We start from the raw sequence: 21,182 nt of genomic DNA, 5'->3' as shown, positions 1-21,182 counted from the left end.
ATGCGCGGCAAACTGGCGTATTTATAACCATTTTTAGCTTTCACTGCTGCATTTTTTTGCGCTCGCCAACGAAACGTATTTTTTAACAATAAAAGCTATTAACTTTCTCTTCTTCTATGCATTAGAATCATCAAGTTTTGTAAATCAGACGCAGGCATGATAGACCTGCCTTAACAGAGGGACGCTCAGTGGCGCGGATAAACCGTATTTCGATCACGCTCTGTGCTTTACTTTTTACCACCCTGCCTTTAACGCCTATGGCCCATGCTTCAAAGCAAGCCAGGGAGAGTTCTGCTACCACTCATATCACCAAAAAAGCAGATAAAAAGAAAAGCACGGCAACCACCAAAAAGACCCAGAAAACAGCGAAAAAAGCCGCCAGTAAAAGTACGACCAAAAGCAAAACCGCTTCTTCCGTTAAAAAATCTTCCATTACCGCTTCTAAAAACGCCAAAACTCGCAGCAAACACGCCGTCAATAAAACGGCCTCAGCCAGCTTTACCGAAAAGTGTACCAAACGTAAGGGCTATAAATCGCATTGTGTGAAAGTCAAAAATGCCGCGTCAGGAACTCTTGCCGACGCGCACAAAGCGAAGGTGCAAAAAGCTACGAAAGTGGCAATGAATAAACTGATGCAGCAAATTGGTAAGCCATATCGTTGGGGTGGCAGCTCACCGCGTACCGGTTTTGATTGCAGCGGCCTGGTTTATTACGCTTATAAAGATTTGGTGAAAATTCGTATTCCGCGTACGGCGAATGAAATGTATCACCTGCGTGATGCAGCGCCAATCGAACGTAGTGAACTGAAAAACGGCGACCTGGTCTTTTTCCGTACTCAGGGACGCGGCACAGCCGATCATGTCGGCGTGTATGTCGGCAACGGCAAATTTATTCAGTCACCGCGCACAGGTCAGGAAATTCAAATCACTTCTCTCAGTGAAGACTACTGGCAGCGCCACTATGTTGGCGCTCGTCGGGTAATGACCCCAAAAACACTTCGCTAAAACTTTACCCTGTTGTTACGGCAACAGGGTAAGTTCATCTTTTGTCTCACCTTTTAATTTGCTACCCTATCCATACGCACAATAAGGCTATTGTACGTATGCAAATTAATAATAAAGGAGAGTAGCAATGTCATTCGAATTACCTGCACTACCATATGCTAAAGATGCTCTGGCACCGCACATTTCTGCGGAAACTATCGAGTATCACTACGGCAAGCATCATCAGACTTATGTCACTAACCTGAACAACCTGATTAAAGGTACCGCGTTTGAAGGTAAATCACTGGAAGAGATTATTCGCAGCTCTGAAGGTGGCGTATTCAACAACGCAGCTCAGGTCTGGAACCATACTTTCTACTGGAACTGCCTGGCACCGAACGCCGGTGGCGAACCGACTGGAAAAGTCGCTGAAGCTATCGCCGCATCTTTTGGCAGCTTTGCCGATTTCAAAGCGCAGTTTACTGATGCAGCGATCAAAAACTTTGGTTCTGGCTGGACCTGGCTGGTGAAAAACAGCGATGGCAAACTGGCTATCGTTTCAACCTCTAACGCGGGTACTCCGCTGACCACCGATGCGACTCCGCTGCTGACCGTTGATGTCTGGGAACACGCTTATTACATCGACTATCGCAATGCACGTCCTGGCTATCTGGAGCACTTCTGGGCGCTGGTGAACTGGGAATTCGTAGCGAAAAATCTCGCTGCATAATAACTGATGGCAAATGCAGCATTGCCTGATGCGCTTCGCTTACCATGCCAACGCGGATGAGGCGTTAACAGCGCATTCGGCAAGATAAATCGCACGTTGTCAGCAACTGTAACGCAGAAGGTTATCCTTCTGCGTTTTTGTTTAATTAGCTGTTAGCAACGCAAACTGTTTCAGGTTGTTTTCTGGCTGACATAAACACCAGCAATAATGCCAGTCCCGCGACAATCGCTCCCATCACCGGCACAAAGCTGTATCCCAGCCCAGCGGAAATTACCGCACCACCAGCAGCTGCTCCCAGCGCATTTCCAAGATTAAAGGCACCAATATTGACTGATGAAGACAGACCCGGCGCTTCACTGGCGACACGCATCACGCGCATCTGTAACGGCGGTACGACCGCAAAGGTTGCTGCGCCCCACACCACCATGCTAATAGCTGCGCCGAACTCATTGCGGGCCAGGAACGGGATTGCCAGCATAATCACCATCAGCAGCAACAAAAAGCCTTTCAACGTGCCGTTAACTGAACGATCTGCCAGTTTGCCGCCGAGATAGTTACCGATAGAGAATCCGACACCAATCAGCACCAGCATTGCCGTGACGAACACTGGTGTTGCGTGGGTAATACTTTGTAGTACCGGAGAGATATAGGTGTAGAGAGTAAACATTGCACCAGCTCCCAGTACCGTCGTCAGCAATGCAGACAGCACCTGCGGACGCATTAATACCGCCAGCTCTTTTTTCACTTCAGGTCGTGCCCCTGCACCACCTTTAGGTAATGAGAAGAACAGACTTACCATTGAAATCACTCCCAGCCCCGCCGTTGCCAGAAATGACATCCGCCAGCCGATGGTTTCACCCAACCAGGTCGCCGCCGGCACGCCACCGATATTTGCCAGGGTTAACCCCATAAACATAGTGGCAACTGCGCTGGCCTGTTTATGTTTTGGCACCACGCTTGCGGCCACGACTGAACCCAAACCAAAAAATGCTCCGTGTTTCAGGCTGGTCAAAATGCGTGAAAGCATCAGGGTCATATAATCCGGCGCGATGGCGGAAAGTACGTTGCCGAGCGTGAAAATTGCCATCAGGAAAATCAACGCACTGCGGCGGGCACGATGAGAAAGTAGAAGCGTCATCAGCGGCGCGCCAACCATTACGCCAACTGCATAGGCACTGATTAACATTCCGGCAGCGGGAATCGAGACATCCACACCGCGCGCAATGACGGGCAACAAGCCCATTGGCGAGAACTCCGTTGTCCCGATACCAAACGCGCCAATCGCCAGCGCCAGCAACGGATAGTTAATTTTCATGCCTTATCTCCACCTCTTCGCGTCATTACGCGATATTCATTAAAGTGGCGAAAGCATGACAGCAATCACAAAAAAATGAAAATAACAAAAAGAGAAAACACTTTTGCCATTTTGCTAACAAACAGGAAGGAGATGCGAGGGAGAACGCGCTCCCTCGAGAGGAAATCAGTGCAGCGCGGCAGTCAAACCCACGGCCACGATCAAACCGAGGACGATAATCGTTGTTACCAGTGAAAATTTAAGGTCGGTGCTCATCAAGTTTTCTCCTTTTTTATTACCACACAAATAGTGATATTACGCATTTTTACACACTGTGATGAAAAAATCTCCCGTCATTTATAATGATAAGTGTTTTTACCACTTCCCCTTTTCGTCAAGATCGGCCAAAATTCCACGCTTACACTATTTGCGTACTGGCCATTGACCCCTTCCTGACGCTCCGTGTCGTTTTTCCGGCGTACCGCAACACTTTTGTTGTGCGTAAGGTGTGTAAAGGCAAACGTTTACCTTGCGATTTTGCAGGAGCTGAAGTTAGGGTCTGGAGTGAAATGGAATGGCAACAATAAAAGATGTAGCGAAACGAGCAAACGTTTCCACTACAACTGTGTCACACGTAATCAACAAAACACGTTTCGTCGCTGAAGAAACGCGCAACGCCGTGTGGGCAGCGATTAAAGAATTACACTACTCCCCTAGCGCGGTGGCGCGTAGCCTGAAGGTTAACCACACCAAGTCTATCGGTTTGCTGGCGACCAGCAGCGAAGCGGCCTATTTTGCCGAGATCATTGAAGCGGTTGAAAAAAATTGCTTCCAGAAAGGTTACACCCTGATTCTGGGTAATGCGTGGAACAATCTTGAGAAACAGCGGGCTTATCTGTCGATGATGGCGCAAAAACGCGTCGATGGTCTGCTGGTGATGTGTTCTGAGTACCCAGAGCCGTTGCTGGCGATGCTGGAAGAGTATCGCCATATCCCAATGGTGGTGATGGACTGGGGTGAAGCAAAAGCTGACTTCACCGATGCGGTCATTGATAACGCGTTCGAAGGCGGCTACATGGCCGGGCGTTATCTGATTGAACGCGGTCACCGCGAAATCGGCGTCATCCCCGGCCCGCTGGAACGTAACACCGGCGCAGGCCGCCTTGCCGGTTTTATGAAGGCGATGGAAGAAGCGATGATCAAGGTGCCGGAAAGCTGGATTGTTCAGGGTGACTTTGAACCCGAATCTGGTTATCGCGCCATGCAGCAAATACTGTCGCAGCCGCATCGCCCTACTGCCGTCTTCTGTGGTGGCGATATCATGGCAATGGGCGCACTTTGTGCTGCTGATGAAATGGGTCTGCGCGTCCCGCAGGATGTTTCGCTGATCGGTTATGATAACGTGCGCAACGCCCGCTATTTTACGCCGGCGCTGACCACGATCCACCAGCCAAAAGATTCGCTGGGTGAAACAGCGTTCAACATGCTGTTGGATCGTATCGTCAACAAACGTGAAGAACCGCAGTCCATTGAAGTGCATCCGCGCTTGATTGAACGCCGCTCCGTGGCTGACGGCCCGTTCCGCGACTATCGTCGTTAATCACCCGTTGCGGGAGTCTCTTCCGGCTCCCGCAGCCACTCCTTATTCAGCGTCTCACTATCGCCGAGATACTCAAGCAGCCAGGTTAACGCAGGCGACATATCATTTTGCTGCCATGTCAGACAACATGCCGAATCCGGGAAGGGGTTTTCCAATTCAAGTGCTACCCACTTCCCCTCATTAAGCCACGGTTTGGCGAAATGTGTTGGCACCATCCCTATGCATAATCCTGCCGAGATACAGGTTGCCGATGATTCCCAGTCAGGCACGACAACTCTTTTTTGGTTATCCAGCAACCAGGTAATACGTTTAGGTAGCGTTCGCGAGGTGTCTTCGCGCACCAACGACGGCCAGTTGCGCAACGTATCATCGCTGAATGGGCCATCCATCAACGCCAGCGGGTGGTGGCTGGCAACAACGCAACTCCAGCTTAGCATCCCCATATCCCGGAAGGCATAACGACCGCCTACCGGAATCGCGCGTGTTGCGCCAATCGCCAGTTCCACGCGCCCGTCGGAAAGCGCATCCCAGACACCGTTGAACACTTCCTGAAAGACAAGAAGTTCGACATCATCAAAATGGCGATAAAAATCAACGATCATCTGCCGTGTACGTTCTGGCCTGACAATATTATCCACTGCGATAGCTAACTGACCGCGCCAGCCGTTCGCTATCTGCTGACATTGCTGGCGGGTGATCTGCATTTTTTTGACAACAGAGCGCCCTTCTTTGAGAAACCACGCTCCAGCAGCGGTCAGCTCCACATCACGGTGCCGTCGTTCAAAGAGCGGCACCGCCAGCCACTCTTCCAGCTGACGCACGGTATAGCTGACCGCAGAAGGAACGCGATGCAGCTCCTGTGCCGCAGCGCTAAAACTACCATTACGCGCTACCGCATCAACAACTTCGAGTGAATATTCTGACCACATAGTCTGCCTGCAAAATTTTTGAAACCAGTCATCAAATATTACCGTTTCACAACACTAATTTCACTCCCTACACTTTGCGGCGGTGTTTAATTGAGAGATTTAGAGAATATACATGCAACCTGGGAAAAGATTTTTAGTCTGGCTGGCGGGTTTGAGCGTACTCGGTTTTCTGGCAACCGATATGTATCTGCCTGCTTTCGCCGCCATACAGGCCGACCTGCAAACGCCTGCGTCTGCTGTCAGTGCCAGCCTTAGTCTGTTCCTTGCCGGTTTTGCCGCAGCCCAGCTTCTGTGGGGGCCACTCTCCGACCGTTATGGTCGTAAACCGGTGTTATTAATCGGCCTGACAATTTTTGCGTTAGGTAGTCTGGGGATGCTGTGGGTAGAAAACGCCGCTACGCTGCTGGTATTGCGTTTTGTACAGGCTGTGGGTGTCTGCGCCGCGGCGGTTATCTGGCAAGCGTTAGTGACGGATTATTATCCTTCACAGAAAGTTAACCGAATTTTTGCGACCATCATGCCGCTGGTGGGTCTATCTCCGGCCCTGGCTCCTCTGTTAGGAAGCTGGCTGCTGGTCCATTTTTCCTGGCAGGCGATTTTCGCCACCCTGTTTGCCATTACCGTGGTGCTGATTCTGCCTATTTTCTGGCTCAAACCCACGACGAAGGCCCGTAACAATAGTCAGGATGGTCTGACCTTTACCGACCTGCTACGTTCTAAAACCTATCGCGGCAACGTGCTGATATACGCGGCCTGTTCAGCCAGTTTTTTTGCATGGCTGACCGGTTCACCGTTCATCCTTAGTGAAATGGGCTACAGCCCGGCAGTTATTGGTTTAAGTTATGTCCCGCAAACTATCGCGTTTCTGATTGGTGGTTATGGCTGTCGCGCCGCGCTGCAGAAATGGCAAGGCAAGCAGTTATTACCGTGGTTGCTGGTGCTGTTTGCAGTCAGCGTCATTGCGACCTGGGCTGCAGGCTTCATTAGCCATGTGTCGCTGGTCGAAATCCTGATCCCATTCTGTGTGATGGCGATTGCCAATGGCGCGATCTACCCGATTGTTGTCGCCCAGGCGCTGCGTCCCTTCCCACACGCAACTGGTCGCGCCGCAGCGTTGCAGAACACTCTACAACTGGGTCTGTGCTTCCTCGCAAGTCTGGTAGTTTCCTGGCTGATCAGTATCAGCACGCCATTGCTCACCACCACCAGCGTGATGTTATCAACAGTAGTGCTGGTCGCTCTGGGTTACATGATGCAACGTTGTGAAGAAGTTGGCTGCCAGAATCATGGCAATGCCGAAGTCGCTCATAGCGAATCACACTGATCTATATCGATATACTTATACTTAGGCTGCTAACAAAATTTTGTTGTATGATTGAAATTAGCGGCCTATACTAATTTCGAGTTGTTAAAGCTACGATAAATATTATGTTTTTACGGGGACAGGATCGTTCCCGACTCACTATGGATGGTCATTTCGGCAAAGGTTCCTCCTTTCCCTCTGTTCTACGTCGGATTATAGACTCGCGGTTTTTTCTGCGAGATTTCTCACAAAGCCCAAAAAGCGTCTACGCTGTTTTAAGGTTCTGATCACCGACCAGTGATGGAGAAACTATGAGTTCATCGTGTATAGAAGAAGTCAGTGTACCGGATGACAACTGGTACCGTATCGCCAACGAATTACTTAGCCGTGCCGGTATAGCCATTAACGGTTCTGCCCCGGCGGATATTCGTGTGAAAAACCCCGATTTTTTTAAACGCGTTCTGCAAGAAGGCTCTTTGGGGTTAGGCGAAAGTTATATGGATGGCTGGTGGGAATGTGACCGACTGGATATGTTTTTTAGCAAAGTCTTACGCGCAGGTCTCGAGAACCAACTCCCCCATCATTTCAAAGACACGCTGCGTATTGCCAGCGCTCGTCTCTTCAATCTGCAGAGTAAAAAACGTGCCTGGATAGTCGGCAAGGAGCATTACGATTTGGGTAATGACTTGTTCAGCCGCATGCTTGATCCCTTCATGCAATATTCCTGCGCTTACTGGAAAGATGCCGATAATCTGGAATCTGCCCAGCAGGCGAAGCTCAAAATGATTTGTGAAAAATTGCAGTTAAAACCAGGGATGCGCGTACTGGATATTGGCTGCGGCTGGGGCGGACTGGCGCACTACATGGCATCTAACTATGACGTAAGCGTGGTCGGCGTCACCATTTCTGCCGAACAGCAAAAAATGGCTCAGGAACGCTGTGAAGGCCTGGATGTCACCATTTTGCTGCAAGATTATCGTGACCTGAACGACCAGTTTGATCGTATTGTTTCTGTGGGGATGTTCGAGCACGTCGGACCGAAAAATTACGATACCTATTTTGCGGTGGTGGATCGTAATTTGAAACCGGAAGGTATATTCCTGCTCCATACTATCGGTTCGAAAAAAACCGATCTGAATGTTGATCCCTGGATTAATAAATATATTTTTCCGAACGGTTGCCTGCCCTCTGTACGCCAGATTGCTCAATCCAGCGAACCCCACTTCGTGATGGAAGACTGGCATAACTTCGGTGCTGATTACGATACTACGTTGATGGCGTGGTATGAACGATTCCTCGCCGCATGGCCAGAAATTGCGGATAACTACAGTGAACGCTTTAAACGAATGTTTACCTATTATCTGAATGCCTGTGCAGGTGCTTTCCGCGCCCGTGATATTCAGCTCTGGCAGGTCGTGTTCTCACGCGGTGTTGAAAACGGCCTTCGAGTCGCTCGCTAAAGGCTATTCTATCGCCCCCTCTCCGGGGGCGATTTCAGATCAGGCTTCTGTACCTGGTTGATTCATGGCATTTTCTCGTGCCGCCAGCACACGTTCTACCGTATCTACCACTGCCTGAGTTTGTGGATCAATTTCAATGTTGACGCGTGCGCCGAGTTTTTTCTTCCCAAGAGTCGTGCGTTCCAGAGTTTCCGGAATTAAATGGACGCAAAAACGCGTTGGCGTGACTTCGCCGACGGTCAGGCTAATACCGTCGATGCCAATAAATCCTTTGTACAGGATATATTTCATCAACTGACTATCCTGGACTTTAAACCAGATCTGGCGATTATTTTCCGAGGTTAATATTTTCGCCACTTCAGCGGTGGTCATAATATGACCTGACATTAAGTGTCCGCCAATTTCATCACTGAATTTCGCCGCACGCTCAACGTTTACCCAATCCCCCACTTTTAAATCGCCAAGATTGGTAATGCGTAACGTTTCTTTCATCAGGTCAAAACTGACATGGTTGCCGTTAATTTCCGTCACGGTCAGGCAGCAACCGTTATGCGCCACGGAAGCACCTGTTTCCAGGCCGTCCAGCATGTGGTCGGGTAACTCCACCACATGCGTACGAAAATTTGGTTTCTCGTCAATCGACACCAGTTTTGCGGTGCCCTGTACAATCCCCGTAAACATACTTACAACTCCTGAAATCAGTTAAGACATTCTGTTCAGCACAATAGCAGGTGGCAAACGCCCTTACCAGTGAAGGGGTAAGAATGACTATTTTTTCACTGGAGAATTAATAAATCCTCGCTACAATAGACTGAATTTCCCCTGCTTCTTCTTTTTGCTGCCCATTCAGGCGGCTTTTTAGTCTCTCATATAACTACAAATAAAAGGTGTTCACGTGCAGAAGTATATCAGTGAAGCGCGTCTGTTATTAGCATTAGCAATCCCGGTGATTCTCGCGCAAATCGCCCAAACTGCGATGGGTTTTGTCGATACCGTGATGGCGGGCGGCTATAGTGCCACCGACATGGCGGCGGTCGCTATCGGTACTTCTATCTGGCTTCCGGCGATCCTCTTTGGTCACGGACTGCTGCTGGCATTAACGCCGGTTATCGCGCAATTAAATGGTTCCGGTCGACGTGAGCGCATTGCGCATCAGGTGCGACAAGGTTTCTGGCTGGCAGGTTTTGTTTCCGTTCTCATTATGCTTGTGCTGTGGAATGCAGGTTACATTATCCGCTCCATGGAAAACATCGATCCGGCTCTGGCGGACAAAGCCGTGGGTTATCTGCGTGCGTTGTTGTGGGGCGCGCCGGGCTATCTGTTCTTCCAGGTTGCCCGTAACCAATGTGAAGGTCTGGCAAAAACCAAGCCGGGTATGGTAATGGGCTTTATCGGCCTGCTGGTGAACATTCCGGTGAACTATATCTTTATTTATGGTCATTTCGGTATGCCTGAGCTCGGTGGCGTTGGTTGTGGCGTGGCTACTGCGGCGGTGTATTGGGTCATGTTCCTTGCCATGGTTTCTTACATTAAACGCGCCCGCTCCATGCGCGATATTCGTAACGAAAAAGGCACCGCGAAACCCGATCCTGCGGTTATGAAACGACTGATTCAACTCGGTTTGCCGATTGCGCTGGCACTATTCTTTGAAGTGACACTGTTTGCCGTCGTGGCTCTGTTAGTGTCTCCGCTCGGTATTGTTGATGTCGCAGGACACCAGATTGCCCTGAACTTTAGTTCACTGATGTTTGTGCTTCCAATGTCGCTGGCGGCAGCGGTAACTATCCGCGTAGGTTATCGTCTGGGTCAGGGCTCAACGCTGGATGCGCAAACCGCTGCGCGGACCGGGCTTATGGTGGGTGTCTGTATGGCAACCCTGACGGCCATATTCACGGTTTCACTGCGGGAGCAAATCGCCCTGTTGTACAACGACAATCCCGAGGTTGTAACGCTGGCTGCGCATTTGATGTTGCTGGCGGCGGTATATCAGATTTCTGACTCAATCCAGGTGATTGGCAGTGGGATTTTGCGTGGTTATAAAGATACGCGTTCCATTTTCTATATCACCTTTACGGCTTACTGGGTGCTGGGCTTGCCAAGCGGCTATATTCTGGCACTGACCGATCTGGTCGTTGAACCTATGGGGCCAGCAGGCTTCTGGATAGGCTTTATTATTGGCCTGACGTCGGCAGCCATTATGATGATGCTGCGTATGCGGTTCCTGCAACGTCTGCCGTCAGTTATCATTCTGCAACGAGCATCCCGCTAATAAAGACAAGGCGCAACCTTCACGGGTTGCGCCTGTGTTTTTACGCAGGCTGGAGCGTTGCGCCAATCCCGTCTTCGTCTGGCTGTAATTTCAGAGCGTTGCACAGAGTTTGCCGACTGGCATCTGTTATCTCAACGTGTATATCCCCGGTAACTTCCCCTTTCACATTGATGAAGTCAGGTGAGATTTCTTTCGCACTGGTTTGCAGGCAAATCGCTCCCTCTCCGCGCAGGCGTTTCACTTTCAGTTGCACATGCGTTGCCGCACCAGTGATCAGCCACAGTTTTCCGCCATTCAGATTGATGTTACCAACAATAAAAGTGACACCGTCACCTTTTACCGTACTGCCGTCGAGAATCAACACACCGCCCTGCTGTACAGTAATCGTTGATTGTTGCAGATCTGCGCCATAGCCAATAATCATTGAAGCGCCGTCCAGTAATGCAACACTCCCGGTCAGTTCAACCGGTGCGCGATCTTCCTCTACGACAAAATTTTCGTCCGCGCTGGTGGGTGACAACAGGATCACTGTTCCACCTTGTATTACCGCATTTTCCAGCGTACCGGCATGCACTTCAGCCCGACCACCCACATTCACGGACAGGTTTTGCGTCTTACCGGAACTGTAGAGCTGAAGGCCATCCGTCCCCAGACGATAAATGGATCCATTCTCAACAATAGTGTCAGAGTCTTCACCACCGAGATTATTCATGGTGCCACCAGCAAGCAACGTATCACTGGCTTTCCCGGCCAGCATAAAAACGCCGCCCTGATTAATCTCACAATTGCTGGCTTCCCCACCTGGATACACCAACAATTCACCACCTTCATCTACCACGACCGCTGAGGTTGTCCCATTAACCAACAGGCCGCCCTCTTGATCGAGAATGATTTTTTCCGCGCGATGTCCTTCCAGTACACGCAGGTTACCGCCATTTTCCAGCAACAAACCGCAGGCATAACCCTGATCAACGCTGAATTCACCTTCGGGATGGCGGCCATTAACCGTAGCGAGCGTAGAGAGACTAATTGCGCCTCCCTCGGACTGAACAATATCTGTGGCAATGGCACCGTCGCTGACCGATAGCGTGCCATTGTTACCGTACTGTGTGCATTTGGCGATCCCACCGGTTGCCACTTTCAACCAGCCAGCCCCCGTGACCACGGTATTTTCGGCTCTTCCGCCAGCTTCAACAATCAACTCGCCTTCAGTAAGTTGCGTCGCGCCAATGACCTCGCCGGTCTTAACAATTTGCACATTCCCGTCGCTCATCAAGTTTTTCGCATCAGATCCCATGATTTATTCCTTTGCTGCATCTGTGTGCCTTTATTGCTACCTAAGTGTAAAGGCTACGGAGGATTTATCCACGACAGATTTGAGATGGTGGCAAACAACTCTGTTTAAACTCTGATACACGAATTATTGGGTTGTATCAGATGTAAATGCGATCCTGAATAAAAATCGCCCTTGCAAATCAACAAAATATAGCCAATTTGCTTAAAAGCTCTGCAAACGGTCGAAATAGCGCAGAAAATTACGTTTTGCCTCTTGCCACCTTCCCACTCTGCCGCTAATATTCGTCCCCGTTGTCACCTACAACGTTGCGTTCATAGCTCAGTTGGTTAGAGCACCACCTTGACATGGTGGGGGTCGTTGGTTCGAGTCCAATTGAACGCACCATCCTGCGTCCGTAGCTCAGTTGGTTAGAGCACCACCTTGACATGGTGGGGGTCGGTGGTTCGAGTCCACTCGGACGCACCAGATTTTCTTAATCTGGTCTTCTCCTTTTTCCCTCTGTTTCTTCTCTGTATCCAATACGTTAAAAGATTTACACTGTCTTCGTATGCGTTATCAGAAGGAGAATCGCTATGGCAACTTTGTTACAACTTCATTTTGCTTTTAATGGCCCATTTGGCGACGCAATGGCTGAGCAGCTTAAACCGCTTGCTGAGTCGATTAATCAGGAACCTGGTTTTCTGTGGAAGGTATGGACAGAAAGTGAAAAGAACCACGAAGCCGGTGGGATCTATCTTTTTACTGATGAAAAAAGCGCCCTTGCCTATCTGGAAAAACATACTGCCCGACTTAAAAATCTCGGCGTTGAGGAAGTTGTCGCCAAAGTTTTCGATGTCAATGAGCCACTGAGTCAAATCAATCAGGCAAAACTCGCCTGACAGAATTTAATCAAGGGCGGTTAGCGCCCTTTTCATCCCTGTCTGAAATTTCTCAAATTCTAAAAATCTCAACCAAACTTATCTGATAACACTAAATTCGAAAGAATGCGTACAGGTAAGTAACAATGAAAAAAATTGCTATTGTGGGTGCCGGGCCTACGGGGATCTACACCTTATTCTCGCTTCTACAGCAACAAACTCCACTTTCTATTTCTATCTTCGAGCAGGCTGACGAGGCCGGTGTCGGGATGCCATACAGTGATGAGGAAAACTCAAAAATGATGCTGGCAAATATTGCCAGTATTGAAATACCGCCGATTAATTGTACGTATCTCGAATGGCTACAAAAGCAAGAAGCCAGCCATCTCCAGCGTTATGGCGTTAAAAAAGAAACCTTGCACGATCGTCAGTTTTTACCGCGAATTCTGCTGGGCGAATATTTCCGCGATCAATTTTTACGATTAGTAGACCAGGCACGACAGCAAAAATTTGCAGTGGCTGTTTATGAATCATGCCAGGTTACCGATCTGCAAATTACAAATGCTGGCGTCATGCTCGCTACAAATCAGGATTTACCCAGCGAGACGTTTGATTTAGCGGTGATTGCCACGGGTCACGTCTGGCCTGATGAACAAGAAGCAACCAGAACGTATTTTCCCAGTCCGTGGTCAGGCCTGATGGAAGCAAAGGTCGATGCGTGTAACGTGGGTATTATGGGAACATCCTTGAGCGGACTAGATGCGGCAATGGCAGTGGCTATTCAGCATGGTTCGTTCATTGAAGATGATAAACAACACGTCGTTTTTAACCGCGATAACGCAAGTGAAAAGCTAAATATTACGTTGATGTCGCGCACGGGTATTTTACCCGAAGCCGATTTCTATTGCCCTATTCCCTACGAGCCCTTACACATCGTCACCGATCAGGCATTAAATGCTGAGATTCAAAAAGGTGAAGAGGGCCTTTTGGATCGGGTATTTAGATTGATAGTAGAGGAAATCAAGTTTGCTGATCCAGACTGGAGCCAACGCATAGCCTTAGAGAGCCTGAATGTCGATTCCTTTGCTCAAGCCTGGTTTGCCGAGCGCAAACAACGCGACCCATTTGACTGGGCAGAAAAAAATCTCCAGGAAGTCGAACGCAATAAACGAGAAAAACATACTGTTCCCTGGCGTTATGTCATTCTGCGCCTGCATGAAGCCGTACAGGAAATTGTTCCTCATCTGAATGAACACGACCATAAACGGTTCAGTAAAGGCCTTGCCAGGGTTTTCATCGATAATTATGCGGCAATCCCTTCAGAGTCTATTCGTCGCCTACTTGCCTTACGTGAAGCGGGAATCATTCATATTCTCGCCCTCGGTGAAGACTACAAAATGGAAATTAATGAGTCGCGCACCGTCCTGAAAACGGAAGACAACAGCTACTCGTTTGACGTTTTTATTGATGCCCGCGGACAGCGTCCGCTTAAAGTGAAAGATATTCCTTTCCCTGGGCTACGCGAGCAATTACAGAAAACAGGGGATGAAATCCCTGATGTTGGCGAAGATTATACGTTACAGCAACCCGAAGATATTCGTGGACGCGTAGCGTTCGGCGCGTTGCCCTGGTTGATGCACGACCAGCCTTTCGTTCAGGGACTTACGGCATGTGCAGAAATTGGTGAGGCGATGGCTCGGGCGGTCGTAAAGCCTGCATCCCGTGCTCGTCGGCGTCTTTCGTTTGATTAAAGGTAAAGCTATCAGCACTCAACAAACTGATGCTGTTCATTAAGACGATAGCGGACTCCGGTTCGAATATTGTTTTCACCTTCAATGGCGACGGCGAAGCGAACTCTTTCGCCGTCATGATATGCCAGTGCGGCGCTTCCCCCTGGCCCGAGAATAATTGAGTCGACCACGCCCGTGCTCACTACCGTTGAATTTTCACCGCTGGCAATGATGTGTACATTGTCGCCGCTGTTGGCAATTCTGGCGTTTGCGCCAAAGCTGGCGATTTGCACCAGGTCACCATTACTGGCGACATGACACCGTTCACCCAATGTACAAACGCGTACTCGCATTCCGGTATTCGCAATCCGACTACTATCTCCAGCGCTGCTTATCCGCGAAGAATTACCGGTTACAGCAACCCGTGCGCGTTCACCGGAGCTGCCAATGTGACTGTTAAAGCCGACACTTCCAATCCGCACGCTATAACCCATACTGGCAATTTGCGCGGCATACCCAGCGGTTGCGATTCGGGCGTTATCCTCACAACAGCCGATGCGAGCATGATCGTCGCTGCGGGCAAACTGACTGCAAAATGGTATCTCTCCGGGGTCTGTGGCCAGTTTTTGCATAGAGGAAACTTCCTGATGCGCGAAGTTTTCATCCGCCAGCCATTTTTTCCACGCATACTCAACCAGACTCTCCGCCCAGTCCGTATATCCTTCCTCAATCAGTGCATGATGAATATCGGCATAACTACCGCCGCGTGGGAAATGGCGCAGGAACCAGCGATACATCACCGCTCCGATACGCCATTCTCGCAGGTCTGCTCGTGTAATGATCATTCGTTAGTGCCGGTGATAGCCATCGACCATGCTTTTAAAGGTTTCGTGTGGCGTACGCCCCGTGGTGCAAAGATAAAGATGACCGAAGATAAAAAAGAGGCTTATAAATGCCAGAGCAAAATGCGCCTGCAATAACCAGTATCTTACGCCAGGAAACACATCTCCCACGGCTTGCGGATAGAGACACAGCAGCCCCGTCAATAGTAACAACGGCAGCAATCCATACATAACACCAACATAGGCGACCTGCTGTAAGGGATTAAATTTAGACTGGGTTGTTGCCGGGAAAGGATGTTCTTCCCCCTGCATAATGCCAAACAAATAAAATCGCGTTTGTTTTGCCGCTCGCTCCAGCCACCCCTGACGACGAATGCGATAGTGGTGACCATTACCCCCAACGGCATTGATCAGCACAAAGCCGAGCCAGCATGCGAGTAACAAAAATCCGCAAACTTCATGCACCGCAACCAGACTTTTAACCGCAGTTGCGCCCACCAGCGCAAAGTGATTTATCAGCCCACTTGCCAGCAACAATACAAAGAGTAACGCATTCGACCAGTGCCATAATCTGACCGCTTTGCAGTAAAGATAAATCTTCTCACCATAATCGGTGACTGATTTCTTCACGCCACGAGCACGAAGCAAGGCATGCAGCCCCAGCACCAACCACATCCCAACCAGCAATACTCCGGCAATGATCAACCACACCGGCCAAAATTCGGGAGTGAACTGTGGCACATAGTTCGCTAACTGGCTCTGAAACTGTTCAGCATGTTGCGACGGGTTCATACATTTTCCTTTTTAATCAAATGTTGACCGAACCGGCGATACAGATGCGGTTTCCCGGCACCAGGTAGCTGATATTGATAGTATTTATTTTGCTGCAACCACGCCTGAATTTCTGGGCTATCTTCGCGACCAAAGATCAATGCGTGTTCCGGGCAGGCGCTGACGCAAATGGGCGGAAAGCCTTTTGCCAGTCGGGACTCAGCGCAGAAATCACATTTATCTGCCACTTTAGTGACAGGGTTAAGGTAGCGAACCTGGTACGGACAAGCGCCAATGCAATAACTGCAGCCGATGCACTGCGATTTTTCTACCCGCACGATCCCCTGCTCATCACGCCACGACGCCCCTGTCGGGCATACGTCGATGCACGGAGCATCTTCGCAGTGCTGACATGACTGGCGAAAAAAGTGATACTGCGTTTCGTTATCGTTATCGGTGACTGGAATGTGTGCTATCGATAAACGGCTTCCCTGAGCGGGGACGTGGTTAGTTTTACGGCATGCGCGGGCGCAAATATTACAGCCATTGCACCGTGACTCGTCATGAATCATGGCATACCGAACTTCCTTTTCTTGCCTCGTGTTCGCTAACAGAGAAGACGCAGAACCAGTAAAAAAGATTACTGTTCCCATCCCCAGAACAAATTTGCGTCGAGTGAAGGACATCTGATTATCCCCTAATGCAGTGGCTGCAACTGTCCACCCTATCCATGACATCTCCCTGAAATTTCAGGGGTTCTGAAACTGCTCTACCTCGAACCATTCGCATAAGCCATAAGCCTTGCCATAGGTCATAAATCGCTCGCTAAACAAGTACAACACCGCCGTCGATGACTCCACCTGCCGTATATCGGCATATTCAGGTGCAACATCCATCGCGGCGATCGCGGCTTCAATCTGCGCTTCCTGGAAGTAATATGGCGCTTGCATCAGCATGGCGACTTTGTAAGGACGAGGATACGTCTGGCACTCAAAACGAACGGCGTGTGCAATGGCGCGACAAATGTCCTGCTCCACAACTTGCAAAGACATCGCCGCGTAGTTTTCACTCATGGCCTGCGTTGAGTAATAGTAATCATCCTGACTTCCCGTCATACAAGCGATATCCGCGTAGTCTCCGTTCTGCTTAATGCTTTCCAGCAAAACTGACAGTTCCTCTTCTGCAACCGAATAGGGTGGCGAGAGAAACACGGCGCGCGCCACCAGCTGCCCAGCCACAGAATGCTGGCGAATGAACTCTGCCAGGATTTCAGCCGGTTCTGGTTCGGTTACCGTATCAACGGGGTGACGCATCCCCTGTAACCATTGCCGCTTCGCCTCGTCAACTTCGCTGACTTTCGCTAACGGCAATTCATCCCGATGGTTCATCTCACCCATTCCTTACGCAGGCAGTAGATTGTGTGCTGCCAGATCGGCGGCAATATCTTCCAGCCCCAGACGCTGCAATGTTTCGCGGGTCGGACAACCAAGCTGTGGGTCCCAGCCCATTTCTTTGTAGAACATCGTGAGCGAAGCATGCATATCGTCACGATCCATTTTGTCAGTACCTTCAGTAAAGACCGGGATCTGCGGATCCTTGTCGAATACCCAGGAACAGATAAGATCGTGTTCATTACGCATATCTTTGGTTTGCATCAGTTTTACCGTGTAGGCACGATGCAACGTAAAGATACGCTCTGCAGCTAAATCTAATTTTTCCTGAGTCATCTCTTCGCCGGTGATCGCTTTGAAGAATTTGGCTTCAAGCGCCAGATCGCCCCGGTAATTACGGCTTTTCAGCGGCGAAACGGTCATTGGCCAGACCCAGTTGCACAGGGTGACGGCGTTATGCAAACAGACCCGCAACAGCGACCACTTTGCATATTTAATTTTTGCGTCATTGATTGGCGTGTAGTTTTTGGTTTCATCGTAGGCATCTTCAGAACCAAAAAGCTCTTTCGCCACTTCACGCTGCAGTTTCAATGGCAAACCCGAACCAATAAAATTGATATGGGTATGCGTCATGCAGTCACGGTTGAACATACAGTTAACAATGGAACCGACCTGCGCTGACGCTTCATTGGCATGGTGAACCGGATAGCCAAACGGCGACCAGAGTTTATTTTTTGCGTAGCCCCAGTACTCTTCACCCAAATTCCAGCGTTCTGCGATGGCATATGAACCATCAGCCAGGTGACTCAGCTCACCCACACGATGCGCCAGACGGTAGTAAAAATCTTTAATGAAATTAACGTCACCCGCTTCCAGTTGATCCCAGTGAATTTCCGCATACTCTTCAGCTGGCAGAACACGCTTGAACACCCCTTTGCTGTAACAATAAGTAAAGTCGCGATGCAGCTGCCCGTAGTTACACCATAGGCCGTAGTCATCGAACAAATTCAGACCAACCAGGTTACCAATCACACGACCATCGTCTTTATCTTCAAAATCTTTCGGCCCGTTCGGGAAGATGGTGGTATGGACAAAGTTGGCTACACAAGTGTTACCACCTGTGCTGGGCACGCCAAACTCTTTCACCCGAGGAATATTCATTTGGGTCATACAACGGATCGGGCAAGAGTGGCAGCCACTCATTTTTACTGTGTATTTCTCTGCCGCCGGACCTAAGTCAAAAACGGATTTATAGGTACGAAAGCCGACCGTGTTCTGATTGCCTGGCGGAATTTCCCCCGTTTCAATCGGACCACCTTCAGCCGCGCCCCAAAACAGCCCTTTACGTGCTGTCCAACGTGACTTGGGATCTGAATACTCTGCCCACGATTGCGGCGTACTTGGCACGACATGGTTGTTATTCGCACCAATAAGTTCAGTCATCATGTAATCGTTGAGACGCTTCATCTCCTGACGATCGGCAATGTTGACCCCTTTCGTCCCTTCAACCGCAATCGCTTTCAGGTTTTTCGAACCCATAATTGCGCCAGTTCCCGCACCGCCGCTGTGGTTACGGCTATTCAACATGCCAGAGAGAGGAACAAGGTTTTCCCCAGCCTGACCAATAGCCGCCACACAGGTTTCCGGACTGGTCAATCGACAAATTTCTTCCGTCGTTGCGCGCGTCCCTTTTCCCCATAAGAAATCGGCTTTTTCCAGGCTAACTTTGTCATCTTTAATCTTCAGCCATACCGGTGATTTCGCCTTCCCTTCGATAATAATGACGTCGTATCCAGCGAATTTCATTTGCGCTGCAAAAAAGCCACCCATATGGGCATCGACAACTAAATTTCCTTTGGTAAAAGTAGAAAGTGAGGTGATATTTACGCGAGAACTACAGGCGGCACCAGATCCAGTTAATGGGCCGGTAGCAAAGACTAATTTATTCGCTTCATCGAAAGGTTTCGTGCCTGGCGGTACTTCGTCATACATAATTTTGTAGCCGAAGCCCATGCCACCGACAAAACTTTTAAACTTACTGGAATCTTCGAGGGTAATATTTCCTGTCGTGAGATTGACTCTTAATATATTACCTGTCCAACCGTTAGCCATGATTTTTTCCTTTGCAAGATTCACACAGTAATATCTTTCCACTCGATAATTTTTAACGCCCCTGTTGGGCAGGCGTTTGCGCATTCACCGCATAACACACATTTCGAGGATTTTTTACTTTCGGTATTTACGGTGGCCATCATCCACGGGCATGCCGTAGTACAGGCGCTACAGCCAATACAGCGTTTATGATCGACGGTAATACAGCCTTCTTTCTGCTGCCAGGTAATCGCACCAATCGGGCAGACGTTCATGCATTGCGGCTCTTTGCATTGACGGCAGGTGTCCGCGGTATAGTTGAGATCGCCATACAGGCCGCCGCCAGAGCCAACCCCGTTGTCGCCAAAGAAATAATTGCGGTGGATTTTGATACGGGAGAAGAATGTCCCTACTGAGCCATCGTTGAAGTTGGTACAAGAGATTTCACAGCGGTGGCAACCCGTGCATCGCGCTCGCTGGGTCACCAGCACCCCTTTGGGTGTATTTATCAACCCTACTGTGCCGCTATCAATATCTTCCTGTTTGCAACCCAAAAGTGACAGTAACGCAGGGGCAATTGTTAGACCAGCAAGGCCTTTTCCTGATATACGCAAGAATTCTAATCGCGTTAAGCCAATATCTAATAGTGGACGATCAACCGGGTTCATTTATTTCGCATCCTCTTCGCAAACACAGTGCTGACAATTCAGCAGCCTGATATTAAGCATTCAACTAATACGCTGCTGACTCTGTCCCCAACACCAGATATTTTCCCTAACCCGATAGTGTATGAGAAAAGATTTAACGCCGATAAACTAATCCTTTATGGTTAGGAGAAAAAATAATGTGATTATTCTGAGCCCTTAACATTGATCGTTATCAATTAAAATTACAAAGCAAGAAATTATAAGTGAACTGATATTTATTATCATTTGAAATAAATTTAACTTAAGCGACAATTATTTGTGACGTTCATTGCAGAAAATAAAAATAATATTATCGTTATAAATTAAAATACATACCGCGATTCGTATAATTTCAGCAGTTGTTATTTAGAATGATTAACTGGACCGCAACTGAAGCAAGAATATCAGGATGAAGCTTACCGCCTCATCCTGAATGGTCATTTTACCAGTGCGTTAATGACGGTTTCCATCGCCTGCTTTTCCAGCTCACTGCGCTGAATGCGTTTATTGGCTAATGCTGTACGTAATACGCCTGCGATAACAATATGCTTTGGTTCCTGCCCCAGATCGCGCATTTCCAGCACAACTTTACCGACAACTCTGCACATTTCTCGGTACAGTTCATCCTCTTTTGTCCGATTTCCCATTCTTTATACCTATTTATCATGCCAACTATCAGCATATATCAATCTAACCAATTAAACAAAAATCAAACAAAATCAGACAAATAACGCGATAAATTATTTTAACTGTAGCAATTGAGCGATGATGTATTTATACACCGGATGAACTTTCACTTATCCTCACACTGACAACTTCGGCACCAGACGTTGCGCAAACAGTGAAGTTTTTGCGTAACCTTTTCCCTGGAACGTTAAATCTTTGATAACAATTTATTGTCTAACAAGTTGTATATTTTTTGAAACGCTGTTTTTGTTTTCCTTTTGGA

General features: G+C 48.9%; 20 protein-coding genes and 2 tRNA genes. 10 read left to right on the top strand and 12 right to left on the bottom strand.

The window, feature by feature from the left end:
* Nucleotides 1–188 precede the first annotated feature (188 nt).
* Nucleotides 189–1,004, top strand: coding sequence for a peptidoglycan DD-endopeptidase MepH (mepH, locus tag HGD79_RS02800; protein ID WP_000101193.1), 816 nt, complete (start codon nucleotides 189–191; stop codon nucleotides 1,002–1,004).
* 127 nt (nucleotides 1,005–1,131) lie between these two features.
* Nucleotides 1,132–1,713: a superoxide dismutase [Fe] gene (gene sodB / locus HGD79_RS02795; RefSeq protein WP_000007283.1), complete on the top strand. Its 582-nt coding sequence runs from the start codon at nucleotides 1,132–1,134 to the stop codon at nucleotides 1,711–1,713.
* A gap of 145 nt (nucleotides 1,714–1,858) precedes the next feature.
* Here sodB and HGD79_RS02790 read toward each other — a convergent pair whose 3' ends face one another.
* Together HGD79_RS02790 and cydH are read right to left on the bottom strand one after the other, a co-directional pair.
* Nucleotides 1,859–3,028: an MFS transporter gene (locus tag HGD79_RS02790; protein WP_168848280.1), complete on the bottom strand. Its 1,170-nt coding sequence runs from the start codon at nucleotides 3,026–3,028 to the stop codon at nucleotides 1,859–1,861.
* A gap of 165 nt (nucleotides 3,029–3,193) precedes the next feature.
* Nucleotides 3,194–3,283: a cytochrome bd-I accessory subunit CydH gene (cydH, locus tag HGD79_RS02785; protein ID WP_000102278.1), complete on the bottom strand. Its 90-nt coding sequence runs from the start codon at nucleotides 3,281–3,283 to the stop codon at nucleotides 3,194–3,196.
* A 298-nt stretch (nucleotides 3,284–3,581) separates the two neighbouring features.
* Here cydH and purR point away from each other — a divergent pair, with 298 nt between their 5' ends.
* Entirely contained in the window at nucleotides 3,582–4,607 is a 1,026-nt protein-coding gene (gene purR / locus HGD79_RS02780) for an HTH-type transcriptional repressor PurR (protein WP_000190982.1), read from the top strand.
* Here purR and punR read toward each other — a convergent pair.
* A complete protein-coding gene (punR, locus tag HGD79_RS02775; RefSeq protein ID WP_000269501.1) occupies nucleotides 4,604–5,536 on the bottom strand; it encodes a DNA-binding transcriptional activator PunR in 933 nt (310 codons plus the stop codon). The genes purR and punR overlap by 4 nt on opposite strands.
* Before the next feature lie 112 nt (nucleotides 5,537–5,648).
* On the opposite strand from punR, the gene punC reads away from it, so the two are divergent.
* Entirely contained in the window at nucleotides 5,649–6,860 is a 1,212-nt protein-coding gene (punC, locus tag HGD79_RS02770; protein WP_001182363.1) for a purine nucleoside transporter PunC, read from the top strand.
* A 290-nt stretch (nucleotides 6,861–7,150) separates the two neighbouring features.
* On the top strand, nucleotides 7,151–8,299 hold the full coding sequence (cfa, locus tag HGD79_RS02765) for a cyclopropane fatty acyl phospholipid synthase (protein WP_000098911.1): 1,149 nt from the start codon (nucleotides 7,151–7,153) through the stop codon (nucleotides 8,297–8,299).
* A gap of 39 nt (nucleotides 8,300–8,338) precedes the next feature.
* On the opposite strand, the gene ribE is transcribed toward cfa, so the two are convergent.
* Complete coding sequence (gene ribE, locus HGD79_RS02760) at nucleotides 8,339–8,980, bottom strand: riboflavin synthase (protein ID WP_000493947.1); 642 nt, start codon at nucleotides 8,978–8,980, stop codon at nucleotides 8,339–8,341.
* Nucleotides 8,981–9,194: 214 nt separating this feature from the next.
* Here ribE and mdtK point away from each other — a divergent pair, with 214 nt between their 5' ends.
* Complete coding sequence (mdtK, locus tag HGD79_RS02755) at nucleotides 9,195–10,568, top strand: multidrug efflux MATE transporter MdtK (RefSeq protein WP_001174942.1); 1,374 nt, start codon at nucleotides 9,195–9,197, stop codon at nucleotides 10,566–10,568.
* Between the two features lie 40 nt (nucleotides 10,569–10,608).
* Here the strand turns inward: mdtK and HGD79_RS02750 are convergent, their stop codons facing one another.
* Nucleotides 10,609–11,865, bottom strand: coding sequence for an AIDA repeat-containing protein (locus tag HGD79_RS02750; protein ID WP_000534291.1), 1,257 nt, complete (start codon nucleotides 11,863–11,865; stop codon nucleotides 10,609–10,611).
* A gap of 307 nt (nucleotides 11,866–12,172) precedes the next feature.
* Here HGD79_RS02750 and HGD79_RS02745 point away from each other — a divergent pair.
* From HGD79_RS02745 to HGD79_RS02730, 4 genes are all read left to right on the top strand, one after another.
* A tRNA-Val gene (locus HGD79_RS02745) sits at nucleotides 12,173–12,249 on the top strand.
* A gap of 4 nt (nucleotides 12,250–12,253) precedes the next feature.
* Nucleotides 12,254–12,330 (top strand) — tRNA-Val (locus HGD79_RS02740).
* Between the two features lie 107 nt (nucleotides 12,331–12,437).
* A complete protein-coding gene (locus HGD79_RS02735; protein ID WP_000212657.1) occupies nucleotides 12,438–12,743 on the top strand; it encodes a monooxygenase in 306 nt (101 codons plus the stop codon).
* 125 nt (nucleotides 12,744–12,868) lie between these two features.
* A complete protein-coding gene (locus tag HGD79_RS02730) occupies nucleotides 12,869–14,473 on the top strand; it encodes an FAD-NAD(P)-binding protein (RefSeq protein ID WP_168848279.1) in 1,605 nt (534 codons plus the stop codon).
* Nucleotides 14,474–14,484: 11 nt separating this feature from the next.
* On the opposite strand, the gene ydhT is transcribed toward HGD79_RS02730, so the two are convergent.
* The 7 genes from ydhT to fumD form a co-directional block, all read right to left on the bottom strand.
* A complete protein-coding gene (gene ydhT, locus HGD79_RS02725) occupies nucleotides 14,485–15,297 on the bottom strand; it encodes a protein YdhT (RefSeq protein WP_000587560.1) in 813 nt (270 codons plus the stop codon).
* Between the two features lie 3 nt (nucleotides 15,298–15,300).
* Entirely contained in the window at nucleotides 15,301–16,086 is a 786-nt protein-coding gene (phsC, locus tag HGD79_RS02720; RefSeq protein WP_001069997.1) for a thiosulfate reductase cytochrome B subunit, read from the bottom strand.
* Nucleotides 16,083–16,751, bottom strand: coding sequence for a 4Fe-4S dicluster domain-containing protein (locus tag HGD79_RS02715; protein ID WP_001310861.1), 669 nt, complete (start codon nucleotides 16,749–16,751; stop codon nucleotides 16,083–16,085). Before HGD79_RS02715 ends, phsC begins: the two co-directional genes overlap by 4 nt.
* Nucleotides 16,752–16,814: 63 nt before the next feature.
* On the bottom strand, nucleotides 16,815–17,453 hold the full coding sequence (locus HGD79_RS02710; RefSeq protein ID WP_001299088.1) for a YdhW family putative oxidoreductase system protein: 639 nt from the start codon (nucleotides 17,451–17,453) through the stop codon (nucleotides 16,815–16,817).
* Nucleotides 17,454–17,465: 12 nt separating this feature from the next.
* Nucleotides 17,466–19,568, bottom strand: coding sequence for an aldehyde ferredoxin oxidoreductase (locus HGD79_RS02705; RefSeq protein WP_168848278.1), 2,103 nt, complete (start codon nucleotides 19,566–19,568; stop codon nucleotides 17,466–17,468).
* Nucleotides 19,569–19,588: 20 nt separating this feature from the next.
* Nucleotides 19,589–20,215, bottom strand: a complete 627-nt coding sequence (locus HGD79_RS02700; RefSeq protein WP_001070230.1) for a ferredoxin-like protein — start codon at nucleotides 20,213–20,215, stop codon at nucleotides 19,589–19,591.
* Nucleotides 20,216–20,670: 455 nt separating this feature from the next.
* Entirely contained in the window at nucleotides 20,671–20,880 is a 210-nt protein-coding gene (fumD, locus tag HGD79_RS02695) for a fumarate hydratase FumD (protein ID WP_000528342.1), read from the bottom strand.
* Between the last annotated feature and the right edge of the window lie 302 nt (nucleotides 20,881–21,182).

The sequence above is a fragment of the Escherichia sp. SCLE84 genome, assembly GCF_012584495.1.
GTDB lineage: Bacteria > Pseudomonadota > Gammaproteobacteria > Enterobacterales > Enterobacteriaceae > ECMA0423.
This window is presented reverse-complemented; position numbering and strand designations above follow the sequence as displayed.